The organism is Chromohalobacter sp. HP20-39 (assembly GCF_033052815.1).
In the GTDB taxonomy this organism is placed as follows: Bacteria; Pseudomonadota; Gammaproteobacteria; order Pseudomonadales; family Halomonadaceae; genus Chromohalobacter.
Map to the genome: position 1 here is coordinate 216,876 of NZ_JAWHTP010000001.1, position 20,969 is coordinate 237,844.

14 protein-coding genes are annotated in these 20,969 nt (G+C 63.3%); 4 read left to right on the forward strand and 10 right to left on the reverse strand.

From position 1 onward, the window contains the following. Positions 1 to 221: 221 nt before the first annotated feature. Positions 222 to 2,276, forward strand: a complete 2,055-nt coding sequence (locus RVY79_RS01025; protein WP_317462181.1) for a choline transporter — start codon at positions 222 to 224, stop codon at positions 2,274 to 2,276. A 188-nt stretch (positions 2,277 to 2,464) separates the two neighbouring features. Here the strand turns inward: RVY79_RS01025 and fruA are convergent, their stop codons facing one another. Genes fruA through ptsP form a run of 3 tightly spaced genes read right to left on the reverse strand, consistent with a single transcriptional unit; the run spans position 2,465 to position 8,093 of the window. Further along, complete coding sequence (gene fruA, locus RVY79_RS01030; protein WP_317462182.1) at positions 2,465 to 4,249, reverse strand: PTS fructose transporter subunit IIBC; 1,785 nt, start codon at positions 4,247 to 4,249, stop codon at positions 2,465 to 2,467. Beyond that, positions 4,246 to 5,214, reverse strand: a complete 969-nt coding sequence (gene pfkB / locus RVY79_RS01035) for a 1-phosphofructokinase (protein ID WP_317462183.1) — start codon at positions 5,212 to 5,214, stop codon at positions 4,246 to 4,248. Before pfkB ends, fruA begins: the two co-directional genes overlap by 4 nt. Next, positions 5,214 to 8,093 (reverse strand): phosphoenolpyruvate--protein phosphotransferase, encoded by a 2,880-nt coding sequence (gene ptsP / locus RVY79_RS01040; RefSeq protein ID WP_317462184.1) that lies wholly within the window; start codon positions 8,091 to 8,093, stop codon positions 5,214 to 5,216. Before ptsP ends, pfkB begins: the two co-directional genes overlap by 1 nt. 315 nt (positions 8,094 to 8,408) lie before the next feature. Between ptsP and cra the strand changes: the two genes are divergently transcribed. The 3 genes from cra (at position 8,409) to RVY79_RS01055 (ending at position 12,214) form a co-directional block, all read left to right on the forward strand. Further along, entirely contained in the window at positions 8,409 to 9,422 is a 1,014-nt protein-coding gene (gene cra / locus RVY79_RS01045; protein WP_317462185.1) for a catabolite repressor/activator, read from the forward strand. Between the two features lie 75 nt (positions 9,423 to 9,497). Next, positions 9,498 to 10,166 (forward strand): phosphoribosyltransferase, encoded by a 669-nt coding sequence (locus tag RVY79_RS01050; RefSeq protein ID WP_317462186.1) that lies wholly within the window; start codon positions 9,498 to 9,500, stop codon positions 10,164 to 10,166. A gap of 119 nt (positions 10,167 to 10,285) precedes the next feature. Beyond that, the gene (locus tag RVY79_RS01055; RefSeq protein WP_317462187.1) at positions 10,286 to 12,214 is read left to right on the forward strand and encodes an alkaline phosphatase family protein; all 1,929 of its coding nucleotides are present in this window, start codon (positions 10,286 to 10,288) and stop codon (positions 12,212 to 12,214) included. A 46-nt stretch (positions 12,215 to 12,260) separates the two neighbouring features. Here the strand turns inward: RVY79_RS01055 and rsd are convergent, their stop codons facing one another. From rsd to hslO, 7 genes are all read right to left on the reverse strand, one after another. Next, positions 12,261 to 12,770 carry a sigma D regulator gene (gene rsd / locus RVY79_RS01060; protein ID WP_317462188.1) on the reverse strand — a complete coding sequence of 170 codons (510 nt, stop codon included), beginning with the start codon at positions 12,768 to 12,770 and terminating at the stop codon, positions 12,261 to 12,263. Between the two features lie 79 nt (positions 12,771 to 12,849). Then, on the reverse strand, positions 12,850 to 13,368 hold the full coding sequence (locus RVY79_RS01065) for a disulfide bond formation protein B (RefSeq protein WP_317462189.1): 519 nt from the start codon (positions 13,366 to 13,368) through the stop codon (positions 12,850 to 12,852). A gap of 110 nt (positions 13,369 to 13,478) precedes the next feature. After that, positions 13,479 to 15,041 (reverse strand): glutamate--cysteine ligase, encoded by a 1,563-nt coding sequence (gene gshA / locus RVY79_RS01070; protein WP_317462653.1) that lies wholly within the window; start codon positions 15,039 to 15,041, stop codon positions 13,479 to 13,481. Between the two features lie 251 nt (positions 15,042 to 15,292). Continuing rightward, complete coding sequence (locus RVY79_RS01075) at positions 15,293 to 17,620, reverse strand: Tex family protein (RefSeq protein ID WP_317462190.1); 2,328 nt, start codon at positions 17,618 to 17,620, stop codon at positions 15,293 to 15,295. A 79-nt stretch (positions 17,621 to 17,699) separates the two neighbouring features. Then, a complete protein-coding gene (gene msrB / locus RVY79_RS01080; protein ID WP_317462191.1) occupies positions 17,700 to 18,197 on the reverse strand; it encodes a peptide-methionine (R)-S-oxide reductase MsrB in 498 nt (165 codons plus the stop codon). 87 nt (positions 18,198 to 18,284) lie between these two features. Next, positions 18,285 to 19,868 (reverse strand): phosphoenolpyruvate carboxykinase, encoded by a 1,584-nt coding sequence (locus RVY79_RS01085; RefSeq protein WP_317462192.1) that lies wholly within the window; start codon positions 19,866 to 19,868, stop codon positions 18,285 to 18,287. A 195-nt stretch (positions 19,869 to 20,063) separates the two neighbouring features. After that, on the reverse strand, positions 20,064 to 20,939 hold the full coding sequence (gene hslO / locus RVY79_RS01090) for an Hsp33 family molecular chaperone HslO (RefSeq protein ID WP_317462193.1): 876 nt from the start codon (positions 20,937 to 20,939) through the stop codon (positions 20,064 to 20,066). Between the last annotated feature and the right edge of the window lie 30 nt (positions 20,940 to 20,969).

Below are 20,969 nucleotides of genomic sequence, written 5' to 3' on the forward strand. Positions count from 1 at the left end.
CGACGTGCATCTCCAACGGAACGTGACGCACAACCAAGCCCGTCGCGTTTCTCGGCAGCGGCCAGGGATCCGCTACCTAGAAGCTCGCGGGGTGCGCCGTTTCCACAGGGGCAGTGGCGCCTCACACATGACCAGATCACTTTTCATGCAAGTGGGAATAGTGCAGGAAAGCGCGCCACTTCTCGCTACCGCCGTGCTAAAACACAACTAGAGGATCGCTCATGCATCCACAACACACAGACGACGTCAGTCGCGACCGCCTCAACCCGGTGGTCTTTTTCGGCTCGGTGATCGGCATCGTGCTCTTCGCACTCTGGACGATGTTCTTCACAGACTCGGCCAGCGGCATCATCAATACCGTGCTTGGCTGGATCTCCGACACCTTCGGTTGGTATTACTTCCTTGCCGTGGTTGCCTATCTGGTGTTCGTGATCGCCATCGGCCTGTCACGCTTCGGCAAGATCAAGTTGGGGCCCGACCACTCCAAGCCCGACTTCAACATGGCCTCCTGGGCGGCAATGCTGTTCTCGGCAGGGATCGGCATCGACCTGCTGTTTTTCTGTATCGCCGAACCGGTATCGCAGTTCCTCGCCCCTCCGGAGGGAGGCGCCAACACGGTAGAAGCTGCGCGCCATGCCATGCAGCTGACCTTCTTGCACTGGGGCCTTTCCGGCTGGGGAATCTATACCCTGGTAGGCATGTCGCTGGCCTTCTTCAGTTATCGGCACAATCTGCCGCTGACCATTCGCAGCGCGCTCTATCCGATCATCGGCAAGAAGATCCATGGCCCTATCGGTCACACCGTGGATATCGCCGCCGTGCTAGGCACCGTCTTCGGTATCGCCACCAGCCTGGGAATTGGGGTCATCCAGCTCAACTTTGGCCTTAACTATATGTTCTCGATTCCCGAGAACACCCTGGTGCAGGCCGCGCTGGTGGTCATGATCGTGTTCTTCGCCACGATATCCGCCGTCACCGGGGTGGAAAAGGGCATTCGTCGCCTATCCGAGTTCAACATGCTGCTGGCGCTGCTGTTGCTCTTGTTCGTACTCTTCAGTGGCAAGACATTGTTCCTGCTCAATGCGCTCGTCCTCAACGTCGGCGACTACTTCTCCGACTTCATCAGCCTATCGATGAATACCTACGCCTTCGACCCGCCCACCGCCTGGCTCAACGGCTGGACGATCTTCTTCTGGGCTTGGTGGATCGCCTGGGGGCCGTTCGTGGGGCTGTTCCTGGCACGTATCTCGCGCGGTCGCACGATTCGTGAATTCGTCGCCGGCACGCTGATGTTGCCGCTGGTATTCATGATGGCGTGGATGTCGATCATGGGGAATAGCGCCATTGACATGGTCATGAATGGCGCCACGGACTTCGGCCAAGCGGCAATGAACACGCCAGAGTCGTCCATCTACCTGTTCCTCGAATCATTGCCATGGACGGGGCTGACGACCATCATCACCACCATTCTGGCCATCGTATTCTTCGTGACCTCCGGCGACTCTGGGGCACTGGTACTGTCCAACTTCACCTCCAAGCTCAAGGACGTCAACAACGACGCGCCGATCTGGATGCGCATCCTATGGGCTTGCGTGATCGGGCTTTTGACCCTGGCGTTGCTGATGGCCGGTGGCTTGTCGGCATTGCAGAGCGTGGTGGTAATCACCGGCCTGCCCTTCTCCATCGTGCTGTTCTTCATGATGGCGGGCTTACTCAAGGCACTGCGCGTGGAAGGTCTCAAGGAAGATAGTCATCGCACCAGTCTCGCAGGACATCTTTCCAGTCGCACGACTGTCGGCGAACGCACACCGCGCGGATGGCGCCTACGCCTCAGCCGGGCAATGAGCTTCCCGAACAGCAAGCAGGCCCGGCGCTTCCTTGATGACGTGGCCAAACCGGCAATGCAAGAGGTCAGCCAGGCCATCGGCCAGGAAGGCGTCAAGGTCGAGGTCGACGAGAAGGAAGGCGACGAGTCACACCTCGCCCTCAATGTCAGCCTCGGCGATGAGCAGAGCTTCACTTATCAGGTCTGGCCGCGACGCTTCGCTACGCCTTCGTTCGCACTTCGCGCCCAACAGGACAATGCCCATTACTATCGCCTGGAGGTCTACCTCCTCGAAGGCAGCCAGGGCTATGATCTGATGGGTTACAACAAGGAGCAGGTCATCGAGGATATTCTCGATCAGTACGAACGCCATCTCCACTTCCTGCACCTGAACCGGGAAACACCCGGTCACGTGACCATGCCGGACAGTCCCGAGCAACCGCCGGAGTAATCTTGGCAACCGCTAAGTTCGAGGCATAAGCTAGGTGAGGGGCGCATCACTCGATGCGCCCCTTGCTATTGGCGACACCGTGCCATTGCGTTGCCACTGATAACGTCTGCTCATGCAAAAGGAGCGCCCCTGGGGGCGCTCCTTGCGTTGGCATCCTCATGCGGCGGATGTATCAGTCAAACGGGTACTCAAACCGTCGCGTTCTCTTCGACCGGCACGGCGGAAGCCCCAGGCTTGATAAGCGCATACGCCACCCCGGCGATGACCGCGCCCACTGCGATAGCGAGCAGGTACAACAGCGCGAAGTTGACCGCGTGCGGGATCAGCAGCACGAACAGCCCACCATGTGGCGCCATCAGTTGAATGCCGAAGTACATCGACAAGGCCCCGGTGATCGCCCCACCGATGATGCAGACCGGCAATACGCGCAACGGGTCCTTGGCGGCGAAGGGAATCGCACCTTCGGTAATGAAGCAAAGCCCCAGCACGAAGGCCGCCTTGCCCCCCTCACGTTCAGTCTGATCGAACTTGCGCTTGGCCAGCATGCTGGAGATCCCCATCGCCAGCGGCGGCACCATCCCCGCCGCCATGATGGCCGCCATGGGCGCATAGGTTTCGGTCGACAGCAGGCCCACGCCGAAGGTATACGCCGCCTTGTTGACCGGCCCGCCCATATCGACGCACATCATTCCACCGAGCAGCAGTCCCAGCAGTACGGCATTGGTCGAGCCCATGCTATCGAGGAAATTGGTCAACGCATCAAGCAGCCCAGCCACCGGCGTGCCGATCACATAGATCATCACCAGGCCGGTAAACAAGCTCGCCAGCAAGGGAATGATAAGGATCGGCTTGAGAGATTCCACACTCGCCGGCAGCTTGAGATACTGGGTAATCGCTTTGGCGGCGTACCCGGCAAGGAAACCGGCAAGGATGCCCCCGATGAACCCGGCACCGATATTACTGGCCAACATCCCCCCGATCATGCCGGGTGCAATCCCGGGTCGGTCGGCGATGGAATAGGCGATATAACCGGCGAGTACCGGCACCATCAAGGCAAAGGCGGCATCACCACCGATCTGCATCAGGGCCGCCGCCAGGGTGCCCTCTTCCTTGAAGGCCTCGATACCGAACACGAACGAGAGAGCGATACATAAGCCGCCGGCAACCACCATCGGCAGCATGAACGAGACACCGGTCAGCAGGTGCTTGTAGACCCCTTTGTCCTTGACGCTCTTGCCCTTGCCGGTGCTTTTTTCGCCAGACGACGCGGCAGCACCGTTCTGGCGCTCCACGGCGGCTTCGGCGAGGGCTTCCTGAACGGTCTGTCGGGCCTTCTTGAGGGCATTGCCCGTCGATGTCCGGTAGATCCGCTTGCCTGCGAAGCGCTCGTCGTCGACCTCGATATCGCAGGCCAGCAGCACCACATCAGCGGCGGCGATGTCCGCCTCGCTGAGCTGGTTCTGCGCCCCGACCGAGCCCTGAGTTTCGACGCGGATGTGATGTCCAAGACTGCGTCCGGCCTCCTCCAGCGCCTCGGCCGCCATGAAGGTATGCGCAACCCCGGTGGGGCATGCCGTCACCGCGACGATGCGTTGGCCTTGATCATCGCCGGTTCCGGCGGTGCCTGTGGATGCCGCTTGCGGCGCCTCTGTGTCAGCGCCGACGAAGGGCTCGGCCTCGCGCTCGGCCCGTGACAGGAAGGCATCCGGGTCGGGCAGCGCCTCGGCGATGGGTGCCTGGAACAGGCGCTTGCCCGTGAAGCGGGATGCATCGGGCACATGGTCGGCGGCCACGATGACAAGTTCGGCATCGCGCACGTCCGCCTCGGACACCGGCTGTGGCGGCTCGAGCTCGCCGTGCATTTCCACCGTAACCTGCCAACCGCGACGTCGGGCGGCCTGCTCGAGGCGTCGGGCCGCCAGAAACGTCGTCGCCACGCCACTCGGGCAGGCCGTGATAAGGATCGCTTTCATGAGTCCTCCCTCGCGTTTTCGTCGAGCCGACGCACGCACGTATTTTGTTGGAGTTGGTCTAGATCCGGGGCATGCACATCGCCCACCCCGACATGACGAACCGCCTCGGCGGATAGCGCCGTCGCCAGGCGCAAGATGGCCTCGGCCGTGAGACCTGCGAGCCGACCGTGGAGCATCGCCGCGAGCAACGTATCGCCGGCACACACCGTGCTCGCGACCTCGACGCGCGGCGGCGTGGCCTGCCAGGCCCCCTCGGGGCCGACCCACAGCATGCCCTCCCCGCCCAGCGACACCAGGGCGTGCTCGATGCCTGACGCGTGCAGGCGCGTGGCGGCGGCCAGGCGCGACGCGGCGTCTTCCAGCGGCTCACCCGCCCACTCGGCCAATTCTGTCTCGTTGGGTTTGACGGCACTGGGCACGGCGGCAATTGCGGCGTTCAACGCCGCGCCGCTGGTATCCACCCAGACCGGCACGTCATACTCGCGCAGCCAGCCGATCAAGGCCGCCAGATCACCAGGCGACATGCCTGGCGGCAGACTCCCGGCGATCACCACCGCTTCGGGGCATCTCGCGGCATCCGTCAGCTGCGCTTCGAGCGCGGCATAAAGCGCCGCCAGGTCATCGCGCGCCACCTCGAGACCAGGGCCATTGATATCGGTGACGCGGCCCTCGGCTTCGGCGAGCTTAGCGTTGATACGGGTATCCCCAGGCAAGCGCAGAAAGGCGTCTTCCAACCCCCAGTCGGCAAAAGCGCGCACGAAGGCGCCGTCGTTGTCCGCGCCCAGAAAGCCCGAGACCACCACCTCATGACCCAGCGCCGCCAGCACCCGGGCAACGTTGACCCCCTTGCCCGCCGCTTCGAGATGCGTGGCCTCGGTGCGATTGACCGCCCCCAGCGTGAGCGAAGGCAAACGAATCGCCAGGTCCAGCGCGGGATTGAGGGTCAAGGTCATCACACGCGCCATCAGAGGGCCTCCAGCGCTTCGCGCACGGCATCGCTGGTCGACTGGCGCAGCGCCATATCGGCATGATGACGCGCGGTCTCGAGGGTCAGCTCACGCAGACGCGCCTTGACCATCGGTACCTGCCGCGCCGAGACCGAAAGCTCATCGACACCCAGTCCCACCAGCACGGGCACCGCCTGGGCATCGCTGGCCAGTTCGCCGCACACGCCCACCCATTTGCCCTGGGCGTGCGCGGCCTCGACGGTCATGCGAATCAGCGCCAGCACTGCGGGATGCAGGCCGTCGGCCTGGGCCGAGAGCTGGGCGTGACCGCGGTCGATGGCCAGGGTGTACTGGGTCAGGTCATTGGTACCGATGGAGAAGAAATCGACCTCGGCAGCCAGACTCGGTGCCAGCAGCGCGCACGAGGGAATTTCGATCATCACCCCCAATTGCACGTCGCCGGCCTGCACCTCGGCCTGCACGCGGTCGAAGATCTCACGGGCGGCCCGGAACTCGGCGATGTCCTTGACCATCGGGAACATGATCCGCAACGGCCGGTCACCCGCTGCGGTGAGCAGGGCGCGCAACTGCGTCTCGAGCACCTCGGGGCGAGTCAGTGCCAGACGAATGCCGCGCAGGCCGAGAAACGGGTTGTCCTCCGGCGGCAGCGGCCAGTAAGGCAACGGCTTGTCGCCGCCGACATCCAGCGTGCGGGCGACCAACGGGCGGCCATCGAGGGCGTCGATTGCCTGGCGATATTCGGCGATCTGGGTATCCAGATCCGGCGCTTCGGGGTGCGCCATGAACACGAACTCGGTGCGCAATAGCCCCACACCCTCGGCGCCACGCTCGACGGCATCCGCCGCGTGGGCCGTATTACCCAGGTTAGCGGCGACTTCGACACGGTGACCGTCCTGCGTGCGCGCTTCCTCATGCCGCGCGGCATAGGCCTCGCGCTCGCGCATTTCATGCTCTTTCAGGCGTAACTCGGTCCGCGAGCGGCGCTCGTCCGAAGGTGCCGGGATCACGCGGCCACGCTCACCATCGACGATCACATCAATGTCGTTGGTCAGTGTCAGCACGCGCTCACCGCCGCCCACCACCGCAGGAATACCCAGCGCCCGAGCGAGAATCGCGCTGTGCGAGGTCGCCCCACCACGTGCGGTGACAAGGCCGCGTACCTTGCTGGTATCCAGTCGTGCGACGTCCGAAGGACCGATATCGTCGGTGATCAGAATGTAAGGCGTCTCCGGCGGCGTGGGCAGTCGCACGCCGCACAGGATCCCCAGCACGCGTCGGCCGACGTCGCGCAGATCGGCGGCGCGCTCGGCGAGCAGACGATCGGCGAGATTTTCCTGAGCACGGGCGGCAGTGTCGATGGCCGACCACCACGCCGCCTCAGCGCTCATGCCAGTATTCAGTGATTCATGCGCCGCTTCACGCAATTCAGGATCGTCGAGCATTTCCTCGTGCATCGACAGTATCTCGGCGACCTCGCCGCCCTGCGCGGTCCGCACCAAGGCGCGAAGCTGCTCAGCCGCTTCCTGGATCGCTGCGTCGAGGCGCACCAGTTGCGCGACACTGTCGCCGCGGCGGGTTTCGTCGAGAGCGTCGGCACGTTCGGGGTACTCGAATCGCGGCGTGCGCATCACGAAGACCGGCGCGATGGCAAGACCGGGCGACGCCGGCACGGCGGGATGCGCGACGTCGTCTTCCAGCGGCTCAGGCAGCGAAGCTTCTTCTGTGGCGGCAGGTGCTTCGAACGATGTCTCCTGAAGGGGTGTCACGTGCTCGCCGAGACCATCCCTGACGGCCGCGACAAGGGCTTCCAGCGCCTCGCCGGCGCCTTCGCCCTCGGCGGAGAACACCAACGTCTGTCCACGCCGCGCCCCCAACCCAATGACCTTGGTCAGACTCGCCGCCGAGACCGCCTCGGCACTGCCCTCGAGCAGACGCACCTTGACCGGCATGGACTGGCGTCGGGCAACCTGCACCAGTTGCTTCGCCGGCCGCGCATGCAGCCCGTGGGCGTTGAGCACCGTCGCGCGCGCAGTGTCCGCTTCGGCGGACTCACCGGAAAGCCGCGCCAGCAGCGTCGCAGCGTCGGCATCGGCGAGGCTTTCGCCGTCGCCGGCATCCAGCAGGCTACCCAAACGCTCGAGCAGACCGCGATGCGCATCGCCTTGCGCCGCCAGACAGAACACCGCATTGACCGGACCCTTGGGTCCCGAGAAGGCCTGTTCCGGCGTGGCCACGCCCAACGTCGGCGTGAAGACGCCTTGAGCACTGCTCACCAGCCACAGCCCCTGACCCAGTGCCACTGGCTCCAGCGTGTTGATCTCGGCCACGAAGCTGCTATCCACGCTACCCACCTGACGCAACCGCGCCGCAGCGGCCAGCGCCAGCTCGAAGCGGTCACGCGCAGGGAACCCCAGGCACAACGTATCGGCATCCAGACGCGCCTCGACCGGCGCCTTGGACAATAATGCAATGACCTCTTCACGACTGCCGGCAGCGGCCAGGCGCTCGGCCACGCCCTCCCGATCAAGCACATGCGTCAACTGGCGCAGAATATCGAGGTGCTCATCGCTCTGCGCGGCGATCGTCACCAGCAGGGTGACGCGTTGGCCGTCATGCCATTCGATGCCATGGGGAAATTGCAGTACCCGCACACCGGTACTCTTGACGTGTTCGCGACTCTCCGGGGTGCCGTGAGGAATGGCAATGCCATTGCCCAGGTAGGTGGAAGACTGTGCCTCGCGCGCGTGCAATCCGTCGCGATAGCCGGGGGCCACGCGTCCGGCCTCGACCAAGGACTCGCCTGCCTGGTTCAAAGCATCGCGCCAGTCCTCGGCGCGCCGGTCGAGCAGAACGTCTTCGCTTGTCAATGTCAGCATGGAACTCTCCATAATGCCGCCGGAACGGAGCCATCCGCTCGTCGGGTAAGGACAACGATCACGCCCGTCTTGATCTCGTCACGCCGTTAGCGCGCCAACATCACCGGTCGCTGAATCTGGCCATTCAACTTTTGACATGTTAGTTCAAGTGACGGGCTGAATCGTGTCAGCTATCTTGGAATCAATGCTGAAACGTTCATCGCGATTTATCAAGCCACACGACACTAGACCTTCGCAGGGGCAGGCAAGCAAGACGGCGTGTCAGCCTCTAGAATAGGCGCTTTTGTGTTACCGGTTCGTTCAAGGAATTCACCCATGACTCTCGCAGAAATCGCTCGGCTGGCCGGCGTCTCGCGCACCACCGCCAGTTACGTGATCAACGGTCAGGCCGCCGAGCGGCGGATCCGTCCCGAGACGGTGGCACACGTCATGGCCGTGGTCGCCAAGCACGATTACCGCATCGATGCACAGGCAGCGGCGCTGCGCCGGGGAGCGAGCCACACGCTGGGATTCATCGTCCCGGATCTGGAGAACACCAGTTATGCCCGCCTGGCCAAACGCCTGGAGAATGGCGCGCGCCGCCTGGGCTATCAGCTACTGATCGCCGGCTCGGATGATGACCCGGAGACCGAACGCGAGCTGGCACGCGCCTTGCGCGCCCAGCGCTGCGATGCCCTGATCGTCGCCAGCAGTCTGGCCATGAACGACCCGTTCTATCCCGACCTGATGGCGAGCGGTCTACCGATCATCGCGCTCGACCGCACACTCGATCCGGAGCGCGTGGTCTGCGTCGTCAGCAACAATACCCAGGCCGCGGGCGCCCTGACACGTTCGGTGCTCGACGCCGATGTCGCGCGCATCGCTTGGTTGGATGCGGTGCCGGAACTATCGATCAGCGTGGAACGGCGGGCGGGCTTTCTGGAGACCGTTCGCGAGGCGTCTCTCGACAACCCGATATTGCTCAGCGGTGCGCGCTACGACCGTGCCACCGGCGCGGCGCTCATGCGGCGCCTGATCGACGAGCACGGCATTCCCGATGCGCTGGTCACCGCATCCTATGTGCTGCTCGATGGCGTCTTCGATGTGTTGCTCGAACAAGGGGGACTACCGGAAGAACTGCGTCTGGCTACGTTCGGCGACGACCGCCTGCTGGACTTCTTGCCGGTAGCGGTCAACTCGCTTCCCCAGCACCATGACCGCATCGCCGAGCTGGCACTACACCGCGCCATGCAGGCGGCATCCGGCGATTATCGTCCCGGTATCGACATCATCGAACGCTCGCTGCACGATCGCCGAGCATTCAAACAGAGACGCGCACCGATTGGTTGACCCGCAGCGTTGGCCCAGGCTCGCAAAATTGACCATGCTTTCTTCGGAATTGCCCGCCATCCGATGAGGCACGTCATGACAGAGCAAGAGCTACCACTGCAAGACCGTCGAGACGCCGGCCAGCGCCTCGCCCAGCGCTTACGGGGCCATGTTGGCACTTCGGCCCTCGTGCTAGGTCTCCCCCGTGGCGGTGTCCCGGTTGCTGCCGAAATCGCACACGCGCTAGGGGTCGCACTCGATGTGATCGTCGTGCGCAAGCTGGGCGTCCCCGGTCACGAGGAATTCGCCATGGGCGCCATCGCCAGCGATGGCGTACAGGTACTCGACGCTCCCTTCATACGCCGAATGGGGCTCGACGAACGGAGACTCGAATCAGTCATCGATCATGAGCGTCACGAACTCGAACGTCGTGAACACGCGTTTCGCGGCAACCAAGCTTACCCGACGCTCACCGGCCGGCAAGTGGTGCTGGTCGACGACGGCATTGCCACTGGCGCAACCATGCGCGCGGCGATTCGCGCAGTGCGCCGACTCGGCGCCGAGCACTGCATCCTGGCCGTACCGGTCGCCGCGCCCGAGAGTCTCGCGTCACTGCGTCCCGAGGTCGATCACATCGAATGTCTGGCAGCGCCGGAAAACTTTGCCTCGGTGGGCCAGTGGTACCGGCATTTCGACCAGACCAGCGACGCTGAGGTGCGCGCTTGCTTGCGTAGTGCGCATGACGCAGGCGCAGCCGAGGAGTAAACAACCGCCCGCGCCTGCTTGCCAGTGACATCGGCGGCGACCGACCTCCTGGTACGTCGCGCACCGTTTCCGCGAGACGCTTGATGACGGCATGCCAACCGCCCGTTATGCTGGCGTCCATGAAGCAGTCTTCCGCCTCTTTACCTGACGTTCTCGCCGGTCCCATCCTGCGTCGCGCACTCCCCAACCGCCTGGTGATCTGGCTGGTCGGGTCGCGTTCGCTCGATTTGACATTGACCCTGCACCTCGACGACACAAAAACGCCGAGCCAGCGTCTCGTACTGGATAGTTCGCTGTGCCGACGCTTGCCGGTGGGCGAGCGGGCATGGCTGCACCTCATCGACGTGCCACTCTCCACGCCACTGCCTTGCGATCGTTCGATCGGCTACGACCTGCACATAGCCGAGGCAGCCGATGACACATCACGCAACATCGCCGACTGGGCGCCCCATCTGCTGCATGACGGTGCCGACCGTCCCCGCTTCGTGTTGCGCTCGCGCTTCGATGCATTGCTGCACGGCTCGTGTCGCAAGCCGCATCATCCCGCCGGCGACGGCCTGGTCCGTGCCGACGCGCATGTCGAGGCTTTGCGTGATACCCCTACCCGCATGCCGGCAGCGCTGTTGATGACGGGCGACCAGATCTACGCCGACGATGTCGCGGGACCGATGCTGAGCGCCATCCACGCGCTCATTGAACGCCTGGGGCTGTTCGGCGAGTGCGTACAGGGCGCGGTCGTCGATGACGCCGATGGCCTCTACGCTCACGCCGACACCTATTATCGCCGCGACCGCTTGCTGCCTGATTTCAAGGCCAACGATAAGCTCCGCGAGCGCTTCTTCGGCGGTGTCCGTAAACCCGTCTTCACCACCAGCAACGCGTACAATCACCTGATCACGCTGGCCGAGGTCATGGCCATGTACCTACTGGCGTGGTCGCCAACGCCCTGGTCACTGATCGAGATCGCGCGTCCGGCGCTCGACGAACCCCTGACCGAGACCTTCGACACCGAGGCCTCGATCATCGCGGCCTTCCGCGAGGGACTGCCGCGCGCCGCACGCGTGATGGCACATCTACCGACATTGATGATCTTCGACGATCATGACGTCACCGACGACTGGAACCTGTCAGCCGCCTGGGAAGAAACCGCCTACGGTCATCCGTTTTCGCGACGCATCATCGGCAACGCCTTGTTGGGGTATCTGCTGTGCCAGGGATGGGGCAACGACCCCGATGCCTTCCGTTCGTTATGGCCCAGGCTGGGAGCACTGTTCGAACACCGCGACATCAAGGGACGCCTCGACTGCCAGACCCAGGACGCCCTCATCGAACAGTTGTACACTTTCGACCGCTGGCATTATCAACTGCCCTCCACGCCACGCCTGGTGGTGCTCGACACTCGTACACACCGCTGGCGCAGCGAGCACCACCGCTATCATCCTTCGGGGTTGATGGACTGGGAAGCCTTGAGTGAACTCCAGCAGACACTGCTCGGACAGCATTCGGTGATCGTGGTCTCGCCGGCGCCGATGTTCGGGGTGAAATTGATCGAGGGGATACAGCGCCTATTCACGCTGATGGGCAAACCACTGCTGGTGGATGCAGAAAACTGGATGGCTCATCGCGGCGCGGCCAGCGTCATGCTCAATATCTTTCGTCATACCCGCACGCCCGGCAATTACGTGATTCTCTCCGGCGACGTGCACTATTCCTTTGTCTACGATATCGAGATTCGCCACCGCCGACACGGCCCACGCCTGTGGCAGATTACCAGCAGCGGGCTCAAGAACGAGTTCCCGGTGCGTCTGCTGGATGTCTTCGACCGTCTCAACCGCTGGCTGTATGCGCCGGCGTCGCCGCTTAACTGGTTCACCAAGCGCCGCCCCATGCACATTCGCCCGCGCTACCCGCAAGGAGCCAGCCACGGCGAGCGACTGTGGAATCAAGCCGGCATCGGACTGGTCACTTTGGATGCACAGGGCCGCCCCGCCAGCATCGCGCAACTGGGCGCCGACGGCAGCACCACATACTTCCTTCCGGACGATTGAGTGCCCGGCGGCTGATGCCAAACGGCATCAACCAGAATGGCCCGGCTTACGACAAGGCGCGCGGTGCGGGGGAATCGCCGACGCCGGCAGACGGCGCATGCGCGGCATGCAAGCGTGCGATCAGTTGATCCTCGAGCGCGAAGCGCTGGGTCAGGGCCTTGCTCAGACGCTCGAGCCAAGCCGGCAGACGCGTCACGTAATGCTGACAACGCGTCGGTGTCGAGTAGTCGTTGTCGAACTCCAGCACCAACTGCGTGGACATCTCAAGCCGTTCGAGCAGACGATCGGCCAGGGCCAGAGCGTCTCGGTCATCGAACGCCACCGCTTCGTCGCGCAGCTGCGGATAGACTTCGAAATGACCACCGCTGATGTAGTCCATCAGGGCTTCGCTAAAGGCGTCGATGCGCGCCTTGGAAACCGATTCCAGTTCCGCGTCGCAGGCCTCGCGCAGCTCCATCAGCGTCACCAGCATGTCGTAGCGCTGTTGCAGCCAGCGATCGATGAGCGTGTGCACACCCCCCCAACGCTCGAGGGCCGTCTTGGTATCTTCCAACATGATGAACCTCTCCTGTCATGGCCGTGCGGGCCACTCCCTGACATTGAGGAAAGCGGCTCTCCTGCCGCTTTCCCGCCCCTCAACGGCGACGAATGACGATACCGGCCAGCATGCCCAATGGAATCAGCAGCAGCACGGCGAACCCTACCAACGTCCACTGGGGTATCGACATGCCCAGCAGCAGGCCGTGTATCTCGGCGCACTCTCCCGAGCCGGATAGCACCCGTGAGATTACGCCCCACAATGGCAGCACTTCCATCATGTAGTCCAGTCCCGGACCGCAACTAGGCACGCTTTCCGATGGCAGCGACTGCAACCACACATGACGCGCGGCAACCGCCACGCCCAGCGCCGCAGCCAGGGCGCCCAAGCCGGCATAGACGCCGCGCCCGATACGTCCTGCAGGATTGTGCACCGCGCCCACAACGAAGACGAGCGCTGTAAGCAACACTGCGATGCGCTGCCCGATGCACAGCGGACAAGGCGTCAACCCATAGACATATTGCAGCACCAGAGCCACACCCATCATCAGCACACACATCGCCAGGCCCAGCAAACAGCCTCGGCGCACACTCATCGCGGCCAATCGGGTAATCATCGTCACGTCTCCTCAGACAATCTCGACCAGCCTCATGCTGGATTTCCTTGCTTCGCTCATAAAAAGGCCCGTGCGGCAGGCGCGGCACGGGCCTAGGACAACGCTTCGACTCACGCAACGCTGAGAGGTTTACCCGCGCGCTCGAAATAATGCGCCAGGAAGGTCGCGAAATCCTCGCGGTCGGCGCGCTCGATATCGCCTTGCTGCTGATGCGAGGTTTCGACGAGTTGCGCGAACAATGCCTGCCGCGCGCGGTCCATGGGCGCCTCGCGCAGTTCGGCGGCCTGTTGCTCGGCCAGGGCGCGCATCTGGTCGAGGTATTCGACACCTTCGTTGACCAACTGAGAATAAAGCTGGCCGGACGGTGTCAATTCGGGATCGTCGAGGCGCGGTGCGAGCGCCGCAAGGGCGTCGCGATGCGGCGTGCCCTCCTCATTGGTATCGAGCAGTTCGGCAACCCCATCGAGCTCGGCGAAGATGTCGTGGCTCCAGTCGCGCAAATAGCGCTGGCGGCCACCGACACTCAGCTTGAGCTCCGGGTCGCGGCCGCGCTCAACTACCAGGCGGCGATTGTCGTCGAGACGGTCGCACTCCTCGTCGGGAATCCACGGGCTCTCGGAGAGCAGACACCACATCAGGAAGGTATCCAAAAAGCGCATCTGGGTTTCGTCGATGCCCAGCGGCGTGAACGGATCGAGATCCAGACAGCGCACTTCTATGTATTCGACACCGCGTGCCTCGAGCGCCTGGGTAGGCGTCTCGTCGTGACGCGCCACACGCTTGGGGCGAATATCGCTGTAGTACTCGTTCTCGATCTGCAGGATATTGGCGTTGAGCTGGCGCCAGTCGCCACCGACATTGACGCCGAAGCGCTGGTAGTCCGGCCACGGCGTACTGATCGCATGGCGTAGCGTGCCCACGTAGTTGGACAACGAATTGAAGCAGATCTTGAGCTGCTCCTGCACCTTGTTCTGGTAGCCCAGATCGGACATTCGCAGGCTGGTGGCGTAACGCCCTGCCAGCGTGTGCTCGCCCACTGCTTCGAGATGATCCGGCGCCGGGCCGGTCAGGAAGCTGCGATCCACTGCCGGCGACGCACCGAACAGGTACAGCAGCAGCCAACTGTGGCGCCGGAAGTTGCGGATCAGGTCAAAATAGCGGCTCGAGCGATAGCCATCCAGGCCCTCGCCATCGCGGCCTTCGAGCTCACGCAGCATCGGCCACAGGTTCTCGGGCAACGAAACGTTGTAGTGGACGCCGGCGATGGACTGCATGATGCGCCCATAACGCACATCGAGCCCCTTGCGGTAGACGTGCTTCATGGTGCCGACATTGGAAGTGCCATAATCGGCGATGGTCACGCTGTCATTCCCATCCAGGCGGCTCGGCATGCTTGCCGGCCAGATCAACTCGTCGCCGAGCTGCCGATAGCTGTAGCGCAGCAGGTCACCGAGAAACGCCATGGCATCGTCGGGGCGACAGTAGACCGGCGTGATGTACTCGAGCAATGCTTCCGAGTAATCGGTGGTGATATAGGGATGCGCGAGCTTGGAGCCCAGGGCATGGGGATGAGGCGTCTGGGCGATACGCCCGGCGCCATCGACGCGCAAGCCTTCCTTCTCGATGCCGCGGCGCAAGCGGCCGAATCGCCCTTGGCGGGCCAGCCCGTGCATGCGCTGAATGGCGGTGGCGAGTGGTTCGGACAAGATAAATTCCCTCACGTCTGGGAAAAGCACGGCTTTTCCCTGGTGTCACCGGTGGATCGTGTCTTGCCGGCATCGCCGGCCGATCACATGTGTGCGGCTAACGGAAACATTGCCGAGAACGCCCCGGCGAACCGTCGGCCTCCTGAGCGCGCCGCATTAAAAAACCATTATGGAGGCAGCCGGCCACCTTTCAAGGCAAACTGCGCTCTCGTGACGCTTCACGACTGTCGACGCGCCTTCGCCAACGCCTCGCCGAGCGCACCGAGCCCCGCGCTCGGCTGATTCGACTCACGCTTGTCGCCCCCGCCTCGTTGGCCGCGCGAGCGGCGCGATTCATCACCGCGCGAGGACTCGCCCGGCGCATCACCCATACGCATGGACAAGCCGATCCGGGCACGCTCGAGATCCACCTGCATGACCTTCACCTTGACGATATCGCCGGCCTTGACCACTTGGCGCGGGTCTTCGACGAACTTCTCGGAGAGCGCGGAGATATGCACCAGGCCATCCTGATGAACGCCGATATCCACGAAGGCCCCGAAGTGCGTGACGTTGGTCACGCTGCCCTCGAGGATCATCCCTGGCTCGAGATCCTTGAGAGTTTCCACACCTTCGCGGAACTCGGCGGCCTTGAACTCCGGGCGCGGGTCGCGGCCGGGCTTGTCGAGTTCCTTGAGAATATCGCTGATGGTAGGCACGCCGAAGGTATCATCGACGTAATCGGCCGGATTGAGCGACTTGAGGAAGCCACTATCGCCGACCACACCGGCTAGATCACGCTCATGGCGCTGGGCGATGCGGTTGACCACTGCATAAGCCTCGGGGTGCACAGCGCTGGCGTCGAGCGGGTTGTCGCCGTCCGCGATGCGCAAGAAGCCCGCGCACTGTTCGAAGGTCTTGGGCCCCAGCCGGCTGACATCCAGCAACTCACGACGCGACGCAAAGCGTCCCTTGGCGTCGCGCTGGGCGACGATATTCTCGGCCAGCGTCGGATTGAGACCGGAAACACGTGACAGCAATGCACCGGACGCAGTGTTGAGCTCGACACCCACGGCGTTGACGCAGTCCTCGATTACCGCCTCCAGACTGCGCGAGAGCTGGACCTGGGAAACGTCGTGCTGATACTGACCGACGCCGATGGACTTAGGCTCGATCTTGACCAGCTCGGCGAGCGGATCCTGCAGACGCCGGGCGATGGATATCGCCCCGCGCACGGTGACGTCGAGCTGCGGGAATTCCCGCGAGGCAAGCTCGGAGGCCGAGTACACCGAGGCGCCAGCCTCGCTGACCATGACCTTGGCAAGCGGCCGCGATGCCTGCTTGACCAGTTCCCCGGCAAGTTTGTCAGTCTCGCGGCTGGCGGTGCCATTGCCTACCGCGACCAAGGCCACGTCATGCTTGTCGACCAATCCCGCCAGCGTGGACAGGGACTGATCCCAGCGTTTCTGCGGCGCATGCGGATAGATAACGGTATCTTCCAGATACTTGCCAGTGGCGTCGACGACCACCACCTTGCAGCCAGTGCGCAGCCCCGGGTCGATGGCCAGGGTTGCCTTCGCGCCGGCCGGCGCCGCCAGCAGCAGGTCCTTGAGGTTGGCGGCGAACACCTCGATGGCTTCGCGCTCGGCGCGTTCGCGCAGGCGGCTCATCAACTCGGTCTCGAGGTGGGTGTAGAGCTTGACCCGCCAAGTCCAGCGCACCACTTCCTTGAGCCAGCGCGAGGCCGGCCGCGTGGCGGTGAGCGCCACACCGACATGCTTGGCGATGGCGACCTCAGCGGGATGAATCTCGGCGTCCTCCTCGCCCGGCAGGCGAATCGCCAACGACAGCACGCCCTCGTTGCGCCCTCGGAACATGGCCAACGCCCGATGCGAAGGCGCCTTGGCAAACGGCTCGTCGTGCTCGAAGTAATCGGAGAACTTCGCGCCTTCCTGTTCCTTGCCGCTCATGACGCGCGAGACCAGTTGCCCCTCGCTCCACATCCGTTCGCGGAGTTGCCCAACCAGCTCGGGGTCTTCGCTGAACTGTTCCATGAGGATCTGCTTGGCGCCATCCAATGCGGCCTTGGCGTCCTCGATGGCGGGGGTATCGCCTTCGGCGGCGCGAACATAGTTTGCCGCCTGGGTCTCGGGCTCGAGGTCGGGATCAGCCAACAGCGCCTCGGCCAACGGCTCGAGCCCCGCTTCCCGGGCGATCTGTGCCTTTGTGCGGCGCTTCTTCTTATAGGGGAGGTACAGATCCTCGAGGCGCTGCTTGGTATCGGCGGCCCGGATCGACGCCGCTAGAGAGTCGGTCAATTTGCCCTGTTCGTCGATGCTCGCGAGTACCGCGCCACGGCGCTCCTCCAGCTCACGCAAATAGCGCAGACGCTCTTCCAGCGTGCGTAGCTGAATGTCATCCAGCCCGCCGGTGGCTTCCTTGCGGTAACGAGAAATGAAGGGCACGGTGGCGCCGTCGTCGAGCAGCGCCACAGCGGCACTGATCTGCTGGGTACGAACGGCGAGTTCGTCGGCGAGCCGAGAAACGATCTTGAGATTGGCGTCCATGGAATCCTTGACGTTGCAGCGACAAAACTTCGCGCCAAGGTATCACATGCCCGGCGGCATCGGGAGACGCAAGACGCGGCTAGGCCGGCACGAAGCGCAGCGCCAGGCCATTGTTGCACCAGCGCAGACCGGTCGGCTCGGGACCGTCCTCGAAAACATGGCCCTGGTGGCCGCCGCAACGCGCGCAGTGGTACTCGGTGCGCGGAATCAACATCACCAGGTCCAGCTCGGTCAGCAGGTGGCCTTCGATGTGATCGAAGAAGCTCGGCCAGCCGGTGCCGGAATCGAACTTGGTACGTGACGAGAACAGCGGCAAGTCGCAACCGGCGCAGCGGTATTCCCCTGCCCGCGTCTCGTGATTGAGCGGACTGCTGCCGGCCGGCTCGGTCTCGGCCTCGCGCAGGATACGATAACGCTCCTCACTGAGGCGCTCGCGCCACTGCGCCTCGCTCAACTCGAGCGGCTGGATATCCGCACTGCGTTCCAGCGACAACTTGGGACGCGCCAACACGACGCTCGGCACCGCACCCAGCAGGCCCGCGACGCCCAACCACCCCAGAAAACGACGGCGATGCATGACGTACCCTCCTTGCAATGCATAACGGGGAGAGCCGGTCACCGGCTCTCCCCGTTAGAGACACATTTCGCAGATTCGTTCGTCCCGTCAATCGCGCGTTGGGCCGGCGGCGATGATCTCCTCATCGACACCGTCGAACTTGGCGAAGTTGGCGATGAATTTATCCGTCAATGCCTTCATGTGGCGCTCGTAGTCGGCGCTGTCCGGCCACGCCTGGCGTGGGTCAAGCAGCGTCGCATCGACGCCGTCCACAGCCACGGGCACATCCAGGTTCAACCCCTCGATGTGACGCGTCTCGACATCCTTGAGATCACCGTTCTGGATCGCCGCGATGATCGCCCGCGTGGTGGGAATGCTGAAACGCGAGCCACCCTCGCCGTAAGCGCCACCGGTCCAACCGGTATTGACCAAGTACACGCGCGATTCGAAGGCCTCGACGCGCTTGATCAGCAGGTCGGCGTATTCACGCGCCGGACGCGGGAAGAATGGCGCGCCAAAGCAGGTCGAGAAAGTCGCCTCCAACCCTGCGGAGGCCCCCATTTCGGTGGAGCCGACCTTGGCGGTGTAGCCGGAAAGGAAGTGATAGGCGGCCGCCTCCTTGGACAACAATGACACCGGCGGTAGCACACCGCTCATGTCGCAGGTCAGGAAGATGATCGCACTGGGCTCGCCGGCCAAATTCTCGGGTACGCGCTTGTCGATGTGCTCGAGCGGATAGGCCGCGCGGGAATTCTGGGTCAGGCTGTCATCGCGGTAATCGGGATGGCGGCACTCGTCGAGAACCACGTTTTCGAGCACCGTGCCGAAACGAATCGCCTTCCAGATAAGCGGCTCGCTCTTCTCTGAAAGGTCGATGCACTTGGCGTAGCATCCACCCTCCAGGTTGAACACGGTGCCCTCACCCCAGCCATGCTCGTCATCGCCGATAAGATAGCGTTCGGGGTCGGCGGAGAGCGTGGTCTTGCCGGTGCCCGAGAGACCAAAGAACAGCGTGGTCTCGCCATCCTCGCCGACATTGGCGCTGCAATGCATGGGCAACACGTCCTTTTCGGGCAGCAAGAAGTTCTGCACCGAGAACATGGCCTTCTTCATCTCGCCGGCGTAGCGCATGCCGGCGATCAGCACACGGCGCCGGGCGAAATTGAGAATCACCGCGCCATCGGAATGCGTACCGTCACGCTCGGGAACACACTCGAAGTACGGCGCGTTAAGGATGGTCCACTCGCTCTTGCCCTTGGGGTTGTAGCCCTCGGGACGCACAAACAAGGTCCGCCCGAAGAGGTTGTGCCAGGCGGTTTCGGTAGTCACCCGAATCGGCAGATAATGCTCGGGATCGGCGCCGACATGCAGCTCGGAAACGAAGTTGTCGCCCTCGGCCAGGTAATCCTCGACACGCTCCCACAAGGCGTCGAACTTTTCGGCGTCGAATGGCTGATTGACGCTGCCCCATTCGATTAGATCCGCCGTGGAAGGCTCCTTGACGATGAAACGATCTTTCGGGGAACGGCCGGTCCGTCGCCCGGTGTTCGCCACGAACGCGCCGTTATCGGCAAGATGTCCTTCACCACGCGCGATGGCATGTTCGATCAGGGCGGCACTGCTCAGATTGCTATGCGTCTGCACAGGGCGTGCGTCATGGGCTGCCGGGGAGGCGGCTTGGGTCGTGGTCATTATCGTGTCCTGGGCCCGGAGGGCGATTCTCTCTCGTTACCGATGCTTACTCGCCAGGGCCACCCGGGCAATGGATTGCCTCTTGTGCGGCCAAGGTGAGACTGAGGGGCAAACATTATGGCAAAAAGGGGCTGCGCGGAAAACGTCGCTGGTGCGGTAATGGCACAGCTCACCCTTTGCATGACGCGCGTCAGGTCAATGCAGGGTCGCAGCCCCCGCCCCAGGGGACTCGATGAGGGCCTCGATGTCGGCAGCGCTGAAACGATAATGGCTATGGCAGAAATGGCATTGCGTTTCCACTTCACCCTGCTCGTGCACGATGTTGCGTAGCTCCTCAGCGCCCAGACCATGCAGGGCGTTGGCAATGCGCTCGCGGGTACAGGTGCAGCCGAAGCGTAGCGTCTTGGGATCGAAGACACGAATCTGCTCTTCGTGAAAGAGCCGGTAAAGCAGTTCGTGTTGCTCGAGATCGAGCAATTCCGTATCGCTCAATGTGGTGGCCAGGTGCACGGTGCGCTCCCAAGCATCAGGATCGCTACTAGCCTCGTCGTCGGGCAGTTGCTGTAGAAGCATCCCCGCCGCACGACGGCCATCGGCCGCCAGCCACAAGCGGGTGGCCAACTGTTCGGAACGTGCGAAGTAATCCTCCAGGCAAGCAGCCAGACTATCGGCCTCGACGGCGACGATGCCCTGGTAGCGCTGTCCGTCGCGGGGATCGAGCGTGATCACTATCTGCGCCTCGCCGACCAGCGATGTGAGCGAGGCGTTTTCCTCGGGAAGCGCCGCGTCGTCTCCGAGACGCGCGATGGCACGCAAATCGCCCCCGGGGTTGGACTCCGCCATCAGCAGACGCACAGGGCCCTGGCCACGCACCTCGAGGCTCACGGTACCATCGAGCTTGACCGTCTCGGTGAGCAGAGCCACGGCACTCAGGAGTTCGCCGAGTTGACGGCTCACGGCCTCGGGATAGGCATGCTTGTCGAGTACCTCGGCGTAGGCCTGCTGCAGGCCGACGATTTCGCCGCGCACGTTGGTGTCATCGAAAAGAAAACGTTGGATCTGGTCGGTCATGATGGTTCGTCGTCAGGTTGGGAAACCGAA